Annotated in this window: 19 protein-coding genes; 9 read left to right on the forward strand and 10 right to left on the reverse strand. The window is 42.3% G+C overall.

Annotated features, from left to right (window positions below; all coding sequences use genetic code 11):
• Nucleotides 1-2 precede the first annotated feature (2 nt).
• The 3 genes from DET59_RS07025 to mnhG are packed head-to-tail and all read left to right on the forward strand — an operon-like array spanning nt 3 to nt 1109.
• Entirely contained in the window at nt 3-479 is a 477-nt protein-coding gene (locus DET59_RS07025; protein ID WP_113968948.1) for a Na+/H+ antiporter subunit E, read from the forward strand.
• The gene (locus DET59_RS07030) at nt 479-763 is read left to right on the forward strand and encodes a Na(+)/H(+) antiporter subunit F1 (RefSeq protein WP_113968950.1); all 285 of its coding nucleotides are present in this window, start codon (nt 479-481) and stop codon (nt 761-763) included. Before DET59_RS07025 ends, DET59_RS07030 begins: the two co-directional genes overlap by 1 nt.
• The gene (gene mnhG / locus DET59_RS07035; RefSeq protein ID WP_113968952.1) at nt 747-1109 is read left to right on the forward strand and encodes a monovalent cation/H(+) antiporter subunit G; all 363 of its coding nucleotides are present in this window, start codon (nt 747-749) and stop codon (nt 1107-1109) included. The genes DET59_RS07030 and mnhG overlap by 17 nt, the downstream gene beginning before the upstream one ends.
• Before the next feature lie 66 nt (nt 1110-1175).
• On the opposite strand, the gene DET59_RS07040 is transcribed toward mnhG, so the two are convergent.
• Nucleotides 1176-1544 (reverse strand): DUF2188 domain-containing protein, encoded by a 369-nt coding sequence (locus tag DET59_RS07040; protein ID WP_113968953.1) that lies wholly within the window; start codon nt 1542-1544, stop codon nt 1176-1178.
• Nucleotides 1545-1628: 84 nt separating this feature from the next.
• Nucleotides 1629-2012 (reverse strand): PaaI family thioesterase, encoded by a 384-nt coding sequence (locus DET59_RS07045; protein WP_113968955.1) that lies wholly within the window; start codon nt 2010-2012, stop codon nt 1629-1631.
• 175 nt (nt 2013-2187) lie between these two features.
• Here DET59_RS07045 and DET59_RS07050 point away from each other — a divergent pair, with 175 nt between their 5' ends.
• Complete coding sequence (locus DET59_RS07050; RefSeq protein WP_113968956.1) at nt 2188-2568, forward strand: YuzC family spore coat inner layer protein; 381 nt, start codon at nt 2188-2190, stop codon at nt 2566-2568.
• A 64-nt stretch (nt 2569-2632) separates the two neighbouring features.
• Here the strand turns inward: DET59_RS07050 and DET59_RS07055 are convergent, their stop codons facing one another.
• Together DET59_RS07055 and DET59_RS07060 are read right to left on the reverse strand one after the other, a co-directional pair.
• The gene (locus tag DET59_RS07055) at nt 2633-3949 is read right to left on the reverse strand and encodes a Na+/H+ antiporter family protein (RefSeq protein ID WP_113968958.1); all 1317 of its coding nucleotides are present in this window, start codon (nt 3947-3949) and stop codon (nt 2633-2635) included.
• Nucleotides 3950-4192: 243 nt separating this feature from the next.
• A complete protein-coding gene (locus DET59_RS07060; RefSeq protein ID WP_113968960.1) occupies nt 4193-5698 on the reverse strand; it encodes a leucyl aminopeptidase in 1506 nt (501 codons plus the stop codon).
• A gap of 157 nt (nt 5699-5855) precedes the next feature.
• Here DET59_RS07060 and DET59_RS07065 point away from each other — a divergent pair, with 157 nt between their 5' ends.
• Nucleotides 5856-6335, forward strand: a complete 480-nt coding sequence (locus DET59_RS07065; RefSeq protein WP_113968962.1) for a divergent PAP2 family protein — start codon at nt 5856-5858, stop codon at nt 6333-6335.
• Between the two features lie 10 nt (nt 6336-6345).
• Nucleotides 6346-7140: a cobalamin-binding protein gene (locus tag DET59_RS07070; RefSeq protein ID WP_113968964.1), complete on the forward strand. Its 795-nt coding sequence runs from the start codon at nt 6346-6348 to the stop codon at nt 7138-7140.
• 34 nt (nt 7141-7174) lie between these two features.
• Here DET59_RS07070 and DET59_RS07075 read toward each other — a convergent pair whose 3' ends face one another.
• The 4 genes from DET59_RS07075 to DET59_RS07085 form a co-directional block, all read right to left on the reverse strand.
• Nucleotides 7175-7879 carry a 3D domain-containing protein gene (locus DET59_RS07075; protein WP_113968966.1) on the reverse strand — a complete coding sequence of 235 codons (705 nt, stop codon included), beginning with the start codon at nt 7877-7879 and terminating at the stop codon, nt 7175-7177.
• A 908-nt stretch (nt 7880-8787) separates the two neighbouring features.
• Entirely contained in the window at nt 8788-9105 is a 318-nt protein-coding gene (locus DET59_RS07080; RefSeq protein ID WP_258549603.1) for a YuiB family protein, read from the reverse strand.
• 210 nt (nt 9106-9315) lie between these two features.
• On the reverse strand, nt 9316-9441 hold the full coding sequence (locus DET59_RS21590) for a YuiA family protein (RefSeq protein WP_172655674.1): 126 nt from the start codon (nt 9439-9441) through the stop codon (nt 9316-9318).
• 268 nt (nt 9442-9709) lie between these two features.
• Nucleotides 9710-10927 carry an NAD(P)/FAD-dependent oxidoreductase gene (locus tag DET59_RS07085; protein ID WP_113969156.1) on the reverse strand — a complete coding sequence of 406 codons (1218 nt, stop codon included), beginning with the start codon at nt 10925-10927 and terminating at the stop codon, nt 9710-9712.
• A gap of 753 nt (nt 10928-11680) precedes the next feature.
• Between DET59_RS07085 and DET59_RS07090 the strand changes: the two genes are divergently transcribed.
• Together DET59_RS07090 and DET59_RS07095 are read left to right on the forward strand one after the other, a co-directional pair.
• Nucleotides 11681-12679: an NAD(P)/FAD-dependent oxidoreductase gene (locus tag DET59_RS07090; protein ID WP_113968968.1), complete on the forward strand. Its 999-nt coding sequence runs from the start codon at nt 11681-11683 to the stop codon at nt 12677-12679.
• A gap of 192 nt (nt 12680-12871) precedes the next feature.
• A complete protein-coding gene (locus tag DET59_RS07095; RefSeq protein WP_113968969.1) occupies nt 12872-13516 on the forward strand; it encodes an SDR family oxidoreductase in 645 nt (214 codons plus the stop codon).
• Nucleotides 13517-13575: 59 nt separating this feature from the next.
• Here DET59_RS07095 and DET59_RS07100 read toward each other — a convergent pair whose 3' ends face one another.
• On the reverse strand, nt 13576-13938 hold the full coding sequence (locus DET59_RS07100; RefSeq protein ID WP_113968972.1) for a HesB/IscA family protein: 363 nt from the start codon (nt 13936-13938) through the stop codon (nt 13576-13578).
• Between the two features lie 218 nt (nt 13939-14156).
• Here DET59_RS07100 and DET59_RS07105 point away from each other — a divergent pair, with 218 nt between their 5' ends.
• Entirely contained in the window at nt 14157-14855 is a 699-nt protein-coding gene (locus DET59_RS07105) for a DUF2225 domain-containing protein (protein WP_113968974.1), read from the forward strand.
• An 88-nt stretch (nt 14856-14943) separates the two neighbouring features.
• Here the strand turns inward: DET59_RS07105 and DET59_RS07110 are convergent, their stop codons facing one another.
• A complete protein-coding gene (locus DET59_RS07110) occupies nt 14944-15180 on the reverse strand; it encodes a YuzB family protein (RefSeq protein WP_258549604.1) in 237 nt (78 codons plus the stop codon).
• Between the last annotated feature and the right edge of the window lie 315 nt (nt 15181-15495).

The following is a 15495-nucleotide window of genomic DNA, read 5'->3' on the forward strand; positions in this document are numbered from 1 at the left end:
GAATGGCATTTCAAATTTTATTAAACTTTTTCCTGGCCTTTGTCTGGATGTTTCTTTCGGTATCCTTTACTTCTCAGTCATTTATTATTGGCTATTTGCTAGGATTGCTTGTGATTTTTGCATTCAGAAGGTTTTTCGGCTCACGGTTTTATTTATTACGCGTGGCTGCCGTAATCAAGTTATTCTTCCTGTTTTTAAAAGAACTGATCCTTGCTAACATCTCGGTTTTAAAAACGATCCTGAGACCGAAGCTTGATTTCCAACCGGGAATCTTTGCTTTACCGACAGATTTAAAAACAGATTGGGAGATTACCTTATTAGCTAATCTCATTACCCTGACACCCGGGACACTCGTGATGGATGTATCGTATGATAATAAGATTCTTTATGTCCATGCCATCGATATCCCTGATGTGGATCAAGCCATTGATGAGATTAAAAATTCCTTTGAAAAAGCCATTATGGAGGTGAGTCGCTAATGTTACACACGATTTTCCAAATCACACTGCTATGCGTCTCCCTATCCATGCTGGGACTTGTATACAGGGTTGTGAAAGGGCCAACCACCCCTGACCGTGTGGTAGCCCTGGATGCAATCGGTATCAATCTGATTGCCATCATCGCCCTCGTATCCATGATGCTCGATACTTACGCCTTTCTGGAAGTTATTCTCCTTCTTGGGATTCTGGCTTTCTTGGGAACCGTTGCCTTTTCAAAGTTCTTAGAGAAAGGGGAGATCATCGAACGTGAGCGAGATCATTAGATTTTTCATCGGGTTCTTTTTAGTAGTAGGAGGGTTTCTCAGCCTGGTCACTGCCTTTGGTTTGCTGAGACTCCCGGATGTATATACGAGAAATCATGCGGCTTCTAAAAGTGCGACACTCGGCGTGATGTCGATTCTTTTGGCAACATTCCTTTACTTTTATTTGGAGCATGGACACTTTAATTCGAGACTGATTCTGGCGATCTTCTTCATCTTTGTGACGGCACCTGTTGCTGGACACCTCATCTCAAGAGCTGCCTATAATTCCGGGGTTAAGCTTTGGGATAAAAGCGTTCGGGATGACCTAAAAGATAAAAAAGAATATGACCGCCAAAACAGTCAATAACGAGCTTATACGAAACAAAAAGGCTTGACCTCATGAGGATCTCCTCGAGTGGTCAAGCCTTTTTCCTTATTGTTGATACAAGTGATTCTCTACACTTCCATCCTGTTTGTGTACAACAAGCGTGCCGGAATGATCCGTCACATAGTCCTTCGCCTTTGATAACAGCTTATCCTTCGTCTCTTCCACCAGGATGGCACGTTGTCCGTCAGCTTTCTTTAACTGCCAGCCGTCATCATGTGGACTGACATGATATTCGGTTTTATCCGAAGCACTTCCTTCTTCAGACTTATGGGCCCGGTCGGTGGCAATCGCAATCGCTCGTCCCTCTTCATACCCTTCATCGAGAAGGGCGTTGGCAATCTCAATGGCTTTGTTCCGAACATCCGCAGGCAGGTTTTTCAGTGAATCAGGATAATCATTTTTTGTCCAACTCATTACATATAGCCTCCTAATCAAATGGTTAGTTATTGATTTCCCATTTATTCACTTTTAAAACATTTGGATATGTAAGAATTCCGTTTAGCGTTTTGGCACAACTGCCATCGTACATCTTGAAACACAGATCAGTTGATCGTCCTCATCCGTGATCTTAATCTCCCAAACCATTGTGGTTCTTCCTTGGTGCATCACCGTTCCTGTAGCAGTAACAAGGCCATCACGCTTTGCTTTAATATGATTGGCATTGATCTCCAAACCGAAGCAAATCTCCTTATCCAGATCAATTAATTGCACCGCCCCAACACTCGCAACCGTTTCTGCAAGTGCCACTGATGCTCCTCCATGAAGGAACCCGAATGGCTGTCTCGTGTTTTCATTTACTGGCATCGTTGCAATCACTTTTCCTTTTCCCAGTTCGACAAATTCAATTCCTAACGTGCTGATTAATGTATTTTCCATGTTCATGTGAATCACCTCATCATATTTTCTTCTCTATTATCTGTTCTATAGTGGCTGTGAAAATCCTTTATTTTGCCTAAAAGGGCTTGGCCGCTCTCCCCATCCACCTTTTGTTTCATGAATAATTCCCTCTACATTTTCATACATTTCCTTAGAGCATTCCTAAGAAAGGGGTTATGTTATGTATCGGTACCATCCTTTTTATCCGCCCACTCAACGCCCCTATCCTCCTATTTATACAAGGGCACAGCCTTCATACAACCGCAACTATCCCCCTGTTGAAACCAAAACATTTATGTCTTCAGCAGGTAAAACATTGAGCTTGATGGAAGATGCCCAAAAAGTGCTCCAAAGAATTAAATCTTCAGATGATTTTTCATCGAAATTTATGAGGGCTGCACAGCAATCGAACCTTCCTGAAGTACATAAACTACTTCAAACCATCGGCACAAAAGTACAGCCCGTCGTCTCATTTAACCCTGACGGTGTACGTTTAGTCTTCGATGAGAAACTTGGCCAGGTGGATTGCTGCCATTTGATTGTGATTGTCCGGTGGATGTAGGGAAGCGACGTGGTGAACCGTCTGTGAAAGAACAAAAAGCAAGGGCACATGTCCCTTGCTTTTGTTATAGAATAATGGCTGCAATCCAGCCGAATAGTATCAGTGGAATGTTGTAGTGTAAGAAAGTTGGTACACACGTATCCCAAATGTGATTATGCTGTCCATCCGCATTCAATCCGGCTGTCGGCCCAAGTGTACTGTCCGATGCGGGAGAACCTGCATCACCAAGTGCCCCAGAGGTCCCGACAATCGCAATCGTTGCGAGTGGGCTGAATCCAAGCTCCATGGCAAGTGGTACGAAGATGGCTGCAATGATTGGAATCGTAGCAAATGACGATCCGATGCCCATTGTCACCAGGAGTCCTACGATCAACATGATGAGAGCTGCCAATGCCTGGTTTCCGCCGATTAGGTCAGCAGTCGCTTCAACCAATGTTTCGACATCACCTGTGGCTTTTACCACTTCAGCAAAGCCTGATGCCGTAATCATCACAAAGCCTATGAAGGCCATCATTTTCATTCCTTCATTCAGTAACCCGTCGGCCTCTTTCCATTTAACCGATCCTGTGATGTATAGAACGGCAATACCAGCTAATGCACCGAAAATCATTGATTCCAGCTGAAGCTGAACATATAGGGCGACTACGATGGAAACGAGAGCGAAAATCATCGCTCTTTTATTATAAACGACCTTCTCTTCAGCAATCACTTCTTCTGCTTCATTGTAGTCACGTGGTTTACGGTAGCTCACAAACACGGCGATGAGTAACCCGATCACCATTCCTCCTACAGGGAGAAGCATCGCTTTCGGAATATCACCTAACGCAATTTCCATGCCGCTTGAGCCCATGTTTTGAGCGATGATTTCATGGAACTGCAAGCCAAATCCTACAGGTAATAGAATATACGGAGCCGTTAAACCAAACGTAATCACAGATGCGATTAAACGTCGGTCTATCCGTAACTCTGTCATCACCTTCAATAAAGGTGGAATCAAAATAGGGATAAACGCAATGTGAATCGGAATCACATTTTGTGAAAAACAAGCCATAATTAAAATAGATAAAACAATAAGTGCTTTCGAAAGCGCTGTTTTTCTGGAATCGCCTTTTTTCCCAACTACTTTAAGTACCCAGTCAACAAGTAGATTCGGGATTCCCGTATAAGAAATCGCCACCGCAAATCCACCCAGTAATGCATAACTTAAGGCGATACTTGCCCCGCCGCTGATTCCTTCAGTAAATACGGATATCGTCTCGTTTAATCCCAGCCCACCAGTCAATCCTCCGACTAACGCACCAGTGATCAGAGCGAATACAACATTCACGCGTACCAGGCTTAGTACAAGCATGACCAGAACCGCTATAACAACTGCGTTCATAACTACCTTCCTCCTCATAATTCTTCATGCAACGATCTATCGTTTTGCTTTAGTTCGCTAAATTGGTAGAGTAATAAAATCACGATTTCAACTTTAACAAGATAAAGAGAGTTTGTCAACACTTTAGCAGAGTAAAAGAGGAGTGGGAAATTTTATCAGAGAATATGACGTATCTCACAAAAAAAGCCTTCTTTCAGTGTCATCGTGCTTAAACACTGAAAAAAGACTCTCCATTCCGTCATATTATTTTTCTAAAGGTACAAAGCGCTCAACTAATAGTGCAAGCGTTCTTGCCATGACACCTGTTCCTCCTTTCGGACCCAGTTCATAGCTGCCTTTCGTCGTTGCCGTACCGGCGATATCAAGATGTACCCAAGGAAGACCTTCAGCGAACTCCCCGACAAAGGCCCCGCCCATGATGGCATGACCTGCTCGTCCCGGTGAGTTGTTCAAGTCGGCAATATCACTTCCACGAACACGCTTCTTGTCGTTTTCCGTATAAGGAAGCTGCCAGATGTATTCGCCTGATTCCCCTGACGCTTCCAGCACTTGCTCGAAGAACGCTTCATTATTCGTGAGTGCCCCCGTTTTGTCTTCACCCAGAGCAATGATGACTCCACCCGTTAAAGTTGCAACGTCCACTAAATAATTAGCTCCTTGATGCTTCGCATAGGTCATACCGTCAGCTAGTGCGAGACGGCCCTCAGCGTCTGTATTTAACACTTCAATGGTTTTACCGCTCATCGATGTTATCACATCGTCAGGCTTGAATGCAGAGCCGCTCACCATATTGTCTGTTGAAGGAATGACGGCAACTACGTTTTGTTCCGGTTTGATTTCACCGATGATTTCCATGGCACCCAGAACCGCTGCTGCTCCCCCCATATCGGCTTTCATTCCGACGATTCCATCTTTCGGCTTAATAGAATAACCGCCTGTATCAAAGGTGATTCCTTTGCCAACCAAACCGATGACATCTTTCCACTCATCTTTCCCGTTGTACTTCAGAACGATCATTTTGGGAGGTTCAACGGATCCCTGGTTTACTGCGAGCAGTGCGCCCATGCCCAGATGTTCCATCTCTTCTTTATCCAAAATTTCAACTTCAAAGTCATATCGCTTCGCTAATTCAAGGGCGTATTCGGCTAATTTTGTAGAAGTTAATAGATTACCAGGAGTGTTCACCAGCGTACGAGCTGAATTGACTCCGTTCCCAAAGGCGGAGCCGATATGTAAAGCCGTCTCTACTTCTTTAGAGTCTTCGCTTGTGAAGAACTCGATCGAGTCTACGTGTACTTCCCGTTGATTTGATTTTTTCTTATAGCCGTGGAACTCATATGTAGACATCGTAAAGGCTTCCATAAATGCATGAGCTGCATCTGTTGCTACCATTTCTTCAGAAATGAACGTATCCAGTGCTACTGAAAAAGAAGAAACTTTCATCCCCTTTAATGCTTTTGATGCCACCCCTAACGATTCTTTTAAAGAATCAAACGTAAGCTCTTTTTGTTTTCCAAGTCCAACGAACACTACTCTCTTCGTTTCGAGCTTACCAAATGTATGTACTTTGGTTACTTTCTTTGCTTTTGTAGATATGTCCCCGTCTTTTACCAGCTGTGTAAGATAGCCTTCGAACTTGTGGTCAAGCTCTTTCAGCTTCCCTTCAAATGTTGGCTGACTGTAAATCCCAACAACCAGGCACTCCTGATCAGCTGCTGTCCATTCATTTTGATTAATTGAAAATTTCATTTATCCGACACCTCCACCCTCTATTATAGCGAAAATGTCCCATTATTTCGACTTTCTAACAAACCGATCCACAAAGTTAATTAAAGAGGTAAATAGGGTATGATATAATGAGAACATTATTTGTATTCAAACAATTGAAAGGGTGGCATTTCACAGCATGGAAGTATTTTCTAATTTTCCATTATGGGCATCTTTATTTTCAATCTTTTTTGCTCAGTTTGTTAAGGTTCCCATACAGTTTATCGCGACCAGGGAATTAAATTGGTCATTAATCACCTCAACAGGCGGGATGCCGAGTTCCCATTCAGCGGCCGTAACGGCATTATCCACTGGAGTAGCCCTGGAAGTAGGCGTCGATTCACCAATCTTTGCTGTTTCCGCCATGTTTGCCATCATTACGATGTTTGACGCAACGGGTGTGAGAAGGCAGGCAGGAGAACAAGCCATTGTCCTGAATCGATTGATGGTCGATTTCCAAAGGTTCATGTCAGAAGCAAAAGGCTGGCAGAACAAGCCTGAACAGGAAAAGCGCAAGGAGTTAAAGGAATTACTCGGACACAAACCCATTGAAGTGTTCTTTGGTGGACTTTCCGGTATTATTCTGACCCTTCTTCTTCATTATTTCTTTTATGCATAGGAGTGGCACGATGAGAATTGTTTCGATCTGTCCAAGTAATACAGAAATAATCGATTACCTCGGATTAACTCCACTCCTCGTAGGAGTCGATGATTACTCCGATTATCCTGAAGAGGTCCAATCACTTCCCAGGCTCGGACCGGATCTCTCCATTAATATGGATAAGCTGGAGTCCTTGGAGCCTGATTTAGTGTTTTCCTCATTAAGTGTACCCGGTATGGAAAAAAACATAGAAAATCTGGATAAACGGAACATCCCCCACATTACGTTAAATCCTCAGAGCTTTTCTGATATAGCAGACGATCTTTTAACCGTGGGAAAAGCGTGTGGAATCGAAGAACATGCCATGAACCGTCAGAGTGAATTTCTGCAAATCGTAACACGATTAAAGACGATTAGTTCCGGGGTTCACCATCCTCCATCTCTCTACTGGGAATGGTGGCCAAAGCCTGTTTTCACCCCTGGTAAGATCAACTGGTTAACCGAGTTGAGCGAGATGATCGGGGCACGGAATCTATATGAAGATGTGGATCTTGCGAGTGTTCAAACGGATTGGGAAGATGTACAAAAGCGTGATCCCGACTATATTTGTCTTGCCTGGGTCGGCGTTCAGCAGAAACGGGTCAACCCAGACATCGTGAAGAAGCGTCCGGGATGGAACCACATGAGAGCTGTTCAACAGGATCGAATATTCGTCCTGGAAGAAGCCCTCTATTGCAGGCCGTCCCCTCTTCTATTAAAGGGAGCCGTCAAGCTTGCCGGGATGCTTCATCCAGAATTGTATAAAGAGGTACAATCACGTTAAAAAAGCACGCAGTTCAACTGCGTGCTTTTCTTGATTATTCTTCTTTAGGTGATAAAATCTGCTGTCTAAACACCTGCATGGATTTATTTTCATTAAGGTCTACTAATTGCTGTTCGGATAACTCTCCTGAACCCATCTGGATCACATACACATCCAGTGTCTGTTTACCCCATTCATTATACACATCATCGACTGTCTCATAATAGAGGTCCAGTCTATTCCCCTTGATAGCGCTCCCTTTATCGGCTACAACCCCATATCCATAATGGGGGATAAAAAGAATGGTACCAATAGGATAAACGGAAAGATCGGCTGCAATCGTAGAATATAAATCACGTTTCACCTTCACTCCTGAATATGTAATTCCATACAAGGGATGCCCAGGATTCTTCCCGGTCGATTCAATCCCGGCTGTATAGCCTGTGGCAACAACCTTATGCTTTGTATACTGATCCCAATCTACCGACTCTTCCAACGTCCTCGGTTCAACGGGGGTACTCGCAGAAATCTGAGTTTCAAATCCTGCCAGCTTCTTAAGAAATTTAAATGACAATCCTATACGATTTGTCTGATGCTCTTTATAATTCAAATTGGTTTGATCACGGTCACCCTTGTCCATCAACCAGGTTTTAAAGGTTTGGGCTTCTACTCCGGAGACTGATTGAAAAGTAGTTCCCAGTGCCAGAATGAACAAACTGACCATAACGAATCTCTTCGTCCATGTTTTAAACAAATTCATGTATTCACTCCTCCCACCCTTATTACTTCCCAACCAGGAGGAGATATATGCATAAATTGAGAAAAAAATCGAATAGTTTCAATATTTGGAAATTAATTGGATGGATGTTTCTTGTGAAAGTCCCCTATTCGAACTGGTCCATTCCTTACTTCAACTAGTATGTTCAATCCCCCAAAATACTTCCATAAATTAAATTTTTTTTTGAAAAGCTATAAAATGTTTTAGATGAGTAATATAGCGTGAACAAATACCTGGTCCGTTCCTTTCCGCTCCAGGTGCTCGCTTTTTCAACAGAAACAAACCTTACGAAAAGAGTCTAAATAAAAGGCTCTATTCGTAAAGTTTGTTGCTATTGTAGAGGAGAAAGTAATAGTTGATTTCCGCTCCAGGATGCTCGCTTTCCGCGGGGCTGGCGGTGAGCCTCCTCGGCAAGCCTCCGGGGTCTCACCTGTCCAGCTATTCCCGCAGGAGTCGAGCATCCTTCCGCTCCAATCAACTTTCTAAGCATGTATCCTTAATGGAAATCAATAATAACAAGAATTTTAGCAAGCAATCTCATTAAAGATCAATAGAGATTGAATTTCATTTTAAGGAAGAAGGGTTATTTTTTTAGTTACATTGTTTTCTTGCACACCTTGAAGCTCTGTCATGAAAATACTGTTTAAGATGGTGAGGGGAACTGCGCAGACTCCTGCGGAAGTACGGTCGTGCCGAGACCCCGGAAGCGAAGCTGAGGAGGCTCGGCCGAACGTCCGTGGAAAGCGGAGCAGTTCCCCTCACCATCCAGCATAAACCTGGTTGACAGAGCCCTGGCAGACTCTATGCTAGAAAACAACAATCTTTGCGAAAAGAACCAAATAAAAAAACCGTTCAACTCGGGGAAGGATCCCTCGGTTAAACGGATGCGGTTAAAACATTCGATATCCTTTTGCTCTTAAGATCCTCATTACGACTCCTGAAAGAATCGCTCCTGCCAGCCCGCTTCCTAAGATCACAAGATCGGCTACAGCCAGATGACTGATTTTCGTACCTAACTCAGAAAACGACTCTCCTGCATTTCGGAAATAATCTATAAAACGAACATCATCCACAATAAAAATGACGACAATAGGATAAATGATCGCCATTATCCACGTCATACGCAATAACATATTTAACAAAAAGCCTATTCCGAAAAATAGAACAAAAAATAGAAGCATCGAAATTAACATTATATGTATAGGCATTTTACCGTTTACACCTCCATAAACACTAAAGATTAGTGTACCCCGAGTGTAATGAAGCGTCAATATTTTCGGGGAAGATTTGTAGCTTATTCACAAAATAAACATATGTTTCATATCAGGTGACAAAAAAACAGACCCGAATCAGGATCCATACTTCCAATAGAAGTATCTACCTTCATCAGGTCTGCTTTTTCATCTATCTCTTAGGGCTTATTTCTGCTTCCCACTGCCTCCGCAGCACGGACACGTTTCAGAACCACCCAATACTAACTGAAAGTATCCTTTTCCTGAACAATAAAGACAGTATTTCGTTTTAGTACTTGCAGTAGCTCTCATAATTCCCTCTCCCTTTTCTTTAATTTCTTAATTTTCTGATAATATATCATCTATCTTCGATAAAGAAAAGGGACATTATAGGGGATGTACCTCAAAGAAAGCGAATACATTTATGTTTTTCTTTCATTATCTCTTTTTTTCTTAAAATTTACAGAATTTTATAAAAATAATTCGCACTTCATGTAGGCGAATTGTTTTCCTGGAATTTACCCATAACAAAAAGCAGAGCGGAATCCACCCTGCTTTTTCATTTTTTTCTCATTACAGCTTAAAAGAACTTGAACTTTCCTTTTTTGAAGACAAGGGATGGTCCACCAACCATGTAAAGCGCACGGTTATCGACTACCTTCTTCATGAACGAAGCTTTTGTTCCTGTGATTTTCTTACCGTAAACGACACCGATTGCGTCGTCTTCACCCAGTGAACAAACTGTTCCTTTAATGTCTGGAGTGAATTCTTCCAAATGATCCTTACCGTGCAGTAAAGAAGCAATGTTGCGGGCACATACTTCACCTTGCTGCATCGCGATTTGTGCAGTTGGCGGGTATGGACGCTCAGTTTCTTCATTGATCATAAGTGAACAGTCACCGATGATGAAGATGTTATCATGGCCTGGAGCGCGAAGATCTTTGCTGATTTTCACACGGGCACGCATGTTTTCGATTCCAGCTCTTTCGATGATGGAGTTACCGCGCACACCTGCAGCCCATACGATCGTACCAGCCTTGATTTCTTCTACTTCATCTTCACCTTTAGCGATTAAGACACTGTCAGCCTTCGCTTCTTTAAGCGGCGTTCCGATGTGGAATTCCACACCTTTTTTCTCAAGCTTGGCACGCGCGTATTTCACTAGCTCAGGATCGAATCCAGGAAGAATCATCGGTGCAGCTTCCACGCACACAATGCGTACTTTCTTGCGATCGATATCATATTCATGACAAAGTTCAGGAACACGGTTACCTAATTCACCCAAGAATTCGATTCCAGTGAATCCTGCTCCACCTACAACGATTGTAAGGCGGTCGTCTTTTTTCTCTTCTTCGTTTTTATAAGTAGCAAATTGTAATTCAATATGCTCACGGATCTGACGGGCAGAGTTGATGTTCGAAATCATGAATGCATGCTCATGAAGACCCTGGATACCGAATGTCTCAGATTCTGCACCTAATGCAACAACAAGGTAATCGAATTCTACTACACCGTCACTTGTGATGACTTTCTTTTCTTCTACTTTAATATCTTTAACAGTAGCTTGTAAGAAATTCACTTTGCTTGTGTTGACAACATCTTTAATGTTGTAACGTACACGATCATGATGAAGTGTACCTGCAGAAGCTTCGTGTAACCAAGTGGTTTCGTAGTGATAATCATTTTTATTAACTAAAATAATTTCTGCTTCATTTGTACCTAACTGCTTTTGAAGACGAGTTACCGTCATTAATCCACCATAACCTGCACCTAATACAACGATTCTTGGCTTTCTCAACTGAATCACATCCACCTTTTTTGATAAATTTGCTTTGGATACTCTTAGAGTCCTCCACATCATGCCTTTTTATCCCGTTCAATCTGATGCTATTACCTTTTTCCCTATAGAAAAGAAACTGAAACAAATCAAACGAGAAGTTTTCCTTCATTTAAAAGGAAAGTATTGTATGAAAAATAAATAAAAACGATAAACAATAAAGTATGTGACGTATTTCACGAACTACTACATACTTATGCGAGAATTGTCATAAATTCTTAACATTATGCCTACATTACATAATATTCTTTTTACCATACATTTTCAAGATATATATAGGAAATTGAAAACTTAAGAATATTCCGAAAAGCGGAGGCGGCTTGCTCAGGCCCGACAAGCATAAGGCGAGTGCACCGGAAAGGCGTTCTTTGCCTTTTTGGTGTGCTTGACTTATGACCTCGAGGGGCTAGCCGCCGGAGCTGGACACATCGAAAAGCGGAAGGGCTTTGCCCAGAGGCGACAAGCATAAGACGAACCTGCCGGGAATGCGTTTTTTTGCCTTTTTAGCAGGTTTGACTTATGACCTCGAGCCTCTAAGCCCTGGAGCTGGACACATCGAAAAACACATTGGATTCACTCATTCAAAAGTCGTAGGGGATCCCACCCGAAAAGACTGATTATTCCCAATTATAATGTCAATTACTGTGAAGAATCGATTGCTCTATGATAGAATAAATTAACATGTAATACATCTTAATTGTTGGAGGGATCTAGTTGAAGGAAGATCAAAAAGTGTATGATATTACAATCATAGGCGGCGGTCCTACAGGATTGTTTACGGCGTTCTATGGCGGCATGAGAAAAGCATCAGTTAAGATCATTGAAAGTTTACCACAACTCGGGGGTCAGCTTGCCACTCTATATCCTGAGAAATACATATATGATGTTGCCGGTTTTCCTAAAGTGAAAGCCCAGGATCTTGTCAATAATTTAAAAGAGCAGATGGCTAAATTTGAGACGACGATTTGTCTTGAGCAGGCTGTGGAAGGTGTAGAAAAACAGGCTGATGGCATGTTTAAGCTTACAACCGATAAAGAAATTCATTTTTCCAGAACGATCATCATCACAGCAGGGAACGGTGCATTCCAGCCTCGACGCCTGGAACTCCAGCATGCATCTGAATTTGAAGGTAAGAATCTTCATTACTTTGTTGATAACCTGGAGCACTTCAGAGGCAAGAAGGTTGTCATTTGTGGTGGTGGTGATTCTGCCGTTGACTGGGCCCTTATGCTTGAGCCGATTGCAGAAAAAGTCTACCTCGTTCACAGAAGAGATAAATTCAGAGCACATGAACATAGTGTCGAGAATTTGCACAACTCAACCGTAGAACTGAAAACACCTTATGTTCCTTCAGAGCTGGTTGTGGATGAGAACAAAATCAATCAGCTGATTTTGGAAGAAACAAAGGGTGACGAGAAGGAGATTATTGATCTGGATGAGCTGATCGTGAACTTTGGCTTTGTTTCATCCCTTGGTCCGATCAAGGATTGGGGACTGGAAATCGAAAAGAATTCAATCGTCGTCAACTCGAGAATGGAAACGAATATTCCAGGCATTTATGGAGCTGGTGATATCAGTACCTATGATGGGAAAGTCAAACTCATTGCCAGTGGATTTGGCGAGGCACCGACAGCGGTCAATAATGCCAAAGCTTATATGGATCCAAAAGCAAGAGTCCAACCGATGCACAGTACGTCCATGTTTACGGATTAATACCATTCAAGGCTCAGGATATCGTATCCTGGGCTTTTTTTTAGTTTATAAAAGAGTAACGATTCGTGATCACAACTTCCTTCCAACCATTGTGCTCTTCACCTATTCACGCCCACTCCCTTGTTTATTTTCATCATGAATGGGTAGACCAATAGTAGGACAAAAAATTTCAGATAAAGGATGATGTGTAAAATGAATGTGTTAGTTATCGGAGCAAACGGCAACACAGGCCGCCATATAGTGAATGAGCTTTCAAATAGCAGTCAGCATTTCGTGAGAGCCATGATCCGAAAAACAGAACAGGCGAAGGAAATGGAAGACTTGGGAGCAAGACCGATTGTTGCAGACCTTGAGCAGGATTTCTCGTATGCCCTTGAAAATGTGAATGCCGTCATTTTTGCAGCCGGCAGTGGTGGATCGACGGGTGACGATAAGACGTTAGCCATCGACCAGGAGGGTGCTAAGAAGGCAGTGGATTATGCGAAGAAGATGGGCATTGAGCGTTTTGTGATGCTCAGTTCCATGGGAGCCGATAATCCTTCAAGCGGACCGGATGAATTACAATTCTACTTAAAAGCCAAGGGTGCTGCCGATGCCCACTTGAAAGAGAGCGGCTTAAATTACACCATCGTCCGCCCTGGATCTCTTTCATTCGATGATGCAACAGGAAAGATTGAAGCGGCTGCAAACATCACAGATAAAAGCCGTGACATTTCCCGTGCAGATGTTGCGAAAGTGCTTGTGGACTCTCTAACCATCGAAGAAACCAACCACAAAGTATTCGAAATCCTAAGTGGTGACACACCTGTGGAAGAAGCACTTAAAAACATTCACTGAGCTTATAAAAGGGACGGACCTCAATTTCTGAGGTCCGTCCCTTTTTTCACTTTTTTCATTTAGCAATTCTCCGGCGTTCCTTTATTCGTCGCCGTCACGAACGATGATCCGCATCCGCATGAAGCGATGGCGTTCGGATTATCGATGGTGAATCCGCCGCCCATCATGGACTGTTTGTAATCTATTTTGGTACCGTTCAATATGGCAGCATCATTTTTAGCTACAACAAGCTTGATTCCATGCTGTTCCAGTGTTGTATCCCCATCCTGGAGCTCATGTTCAAATCCCATACCGTAAGAAAGGCCGCTACAGCCTCCTCCTTTTACCGCTACTCGTAACATGGCATCTGTCTCGTCATGTTCCTTCATCATTTCTTTAATCTGAAGGGCCGCGGCTTCTGTCAGAATGACTACTTCACTCATTCATTACACCCCCAACCTTTACATTTCTTACTACTTAGTATACTCCTTTCTATTTTACTACTCAACCAAAGGGGCTTTGGTGAATGATTGGAAGGAAACTTTATATTATTATCCATCAACCATGACTTTTTACTTACCACCTTTTAAGAAAACACTAGTCCTTTACCCTTCCATCAAGGTATAATAAGGAAAATAGTCCCGATTACGAGGTGGTATTCATGACGGTAGTGACGCCCTTTTATGATAAAAAAACTCAGTGTCTTTCGTGTAAACACTCGTACAGTACAACAAGGATCAGATCCCGCTTTGTGAAGGTAGCAGGTTATGACAGTGACTTTTGCCCCCTTTATGAGTCAATGGATATAAATCCTTTACTTTATAATGTTTCTGTATGCCCAAAGTGTGGATTTTCATATACAGATGATTTCACAACATACATACCTCCTGTTCTCAAAGCTGAGCTGGAAAAGAAAATCAGCCTGCACTGGCAGCCACAGGATTATGGAAAACAGAGGTCATATGAAGATGGGATCAATACATACAAATTGGCCGCCTACTGTGCCCTTATTAAAAAGGAGAAAAAGGTGACCATAGCAGGGTTATATCTCCGGACAGCCTGGCTTTATCGAAAGACCCAAGAAAAAGAACAGGAGAGACGATTCATCAACCTTGCTACTCATGAATACATTGATGCCTATTTGACAGAGGGTGTATCAGGTTCTTTGATGTCCGAAACTAAGCTATTGTATATCATCGCGGAATTATTGAGAAGACAGGATAAAATCGAGGAATCGGTCGTTTATTTATCTAAAGTGATCAGTAATCAGCATCTCTCCACCGAACCGAAGATCGTTGAAATGGCCAGAGAGAGCTGGTACGAAATTCGTGAGCTTTCTAAAGAAACCAAGTCCATTTAAAAGAAAACTAGTGGTGAGTCCACTGGTTTTTTTCATTAACCCGGTTTACAATACAAAAAAATAAGCCAGTCATAAGACCAGCTTTACATTAGAACATCGGATTGTCTTCAAGAAATTGATAGATATGATCCACCAGTTCTTCAGGTGTATCCCCTGTTACGACTTCACCATTGACGAGAGCATAAAAGGATTGGGCGCATTTCCCGCAGTAACCCAGGCATCCATACTCAATGACATCAAGGTTTGGGTCTCTCTCTAATATCTCAAGCGCTTTTTGCGCACCACTAGCAAGATTGCTTATACAAAATTCTATAATTGGTTTCAATTCTATCACCTCACTACTCATTGTTATGCTATCTTTTTTTATCATTATCGTCAATCATTTGATTCCATGTAATGGTATAACAGATTGTGAACAATTTCGCTTATTTCTGTTGTGAAAACGCCACTATTTCGATATACTTTTAATGTTAATAGGTTTACTAATATGATAAAAGCCCGAATTATGCTTCATATTGAAAATGCTTACTTTTTCAGGACCCGTTTCGGCGTGAATGTCCTTTCAATTCTGTCCCATACAATTTATGGGATATAAATCATATACAAACACACTATTTCATTCATAATGTAGAGTGCAAAA

This window comes from Rossellomorea aquimaris, assembly GCF_003315075.1.
In the GTDB taxonomy this organism is placed as follows: Bacteria; Bacillota; Bacilli; order Bacillales; family Bacillaceae_B; genus Rossellomorea; species Rossellomorea aquimaris_C.

Coding starts and splice junctions, on each gene's coding strand:
- DET59_RS07025 (WP_113968948.1), top strand. CDS start 3: ATGGCATTTCAAATTTTATTAAACTTTTTCCTGGCCTTTGTCTGGATG.
- DET59_RS07030 (WP_113968950.1), top strand. CDS start 479: ATGTTACACACGATTTTCCAAATCACACTGCTATGCGTCTCCCTATCC.
- DET59_RS07040 (WP_113968953.1), bottom strand. CDS start 1,544: ATGAGTTGGACAAAAAATGATTATCCTGATTCACTGAAAAACCTGCCT.
- DET59_RS07045 (WP_113968955.1), bottom strand. CDS start 2,012: ATGAACATGGAAAATACATTAATCAGCACGTTAGGAATTGAATTTGTC.
- DET59_RS07050 (WP_113968956.1), top strand. CDS start 2,188: ATGTATCGGTACCATCCTTTTTATCCGCCCACTCAACGCCCCTATCCT.
- DET59_RS07055 (WP_113968958.1), bottom strand. CDS start 3,949: ATGAACGCAGTTGTTATAGCGGTTCTGGTCATGCTTGTACTAAGCCTG.
- DET59_RS07060 (WP_113968960.1), bottom strand. CDS start 5,698: ATGAAATTTTCAATTAATCAAAATGAATGGACAGCAGCTGATCAGGAG.
- DET59_RS07065 (WP_113968962.1), top strand. CDS start 5,856: ATGGAAGTATTTTCTAATTTTCCATTATGGGCATCTTTATTTTCAATC.
- DET59_RS07070 (WP_113968964.1), top strand. CDS start 6,346: ATGAGAATTGTTTCGATCTGTCCAAGTAATACAGAAATAATCGATTAC.
- DET59_RS07075 (WP_113968966.1), bottom strand. CDS start 7,879: ATGAATTTGTTTAAAACATGGACGAAGAGATTCGTTATGGTCAGTTTG.
- DET59_RS07080 (WP_258549603.1), bottom strand. CDS start 9,105: ATGCCTATACATATAATGTTAATTTCGATGCTTCTATTTTTTGTTCTA.
- DET59_RS21590 (WP_172655674.1), bottom strand. CDS start 9,441: ATGAGAGCTACTGCAAGTACTAAAACGAAATACTGTCTTTATTGTTCA.
- DET59_RS07095 (WP_113968969.1), top strand. CDS start 12,872: ATGAATGTGTTAGTTATCGGAGCAAACGGCAACACAGGCCGCCATATA.
- DET59_RS07100 (WP_113968972.1), bottom strand. CDS start 13,938: ATGAGTGAAGTAGTCATTCTGACAGAAGCCGCGGCCCTTCAGATTAAA.
- DET59_RS07105 (WP_113968974.1), top strand. CDS start 14,157: ATGACGGTAGTGACGCCCTTTTATGATAAAAAAACTCAGTGTCTTTCG.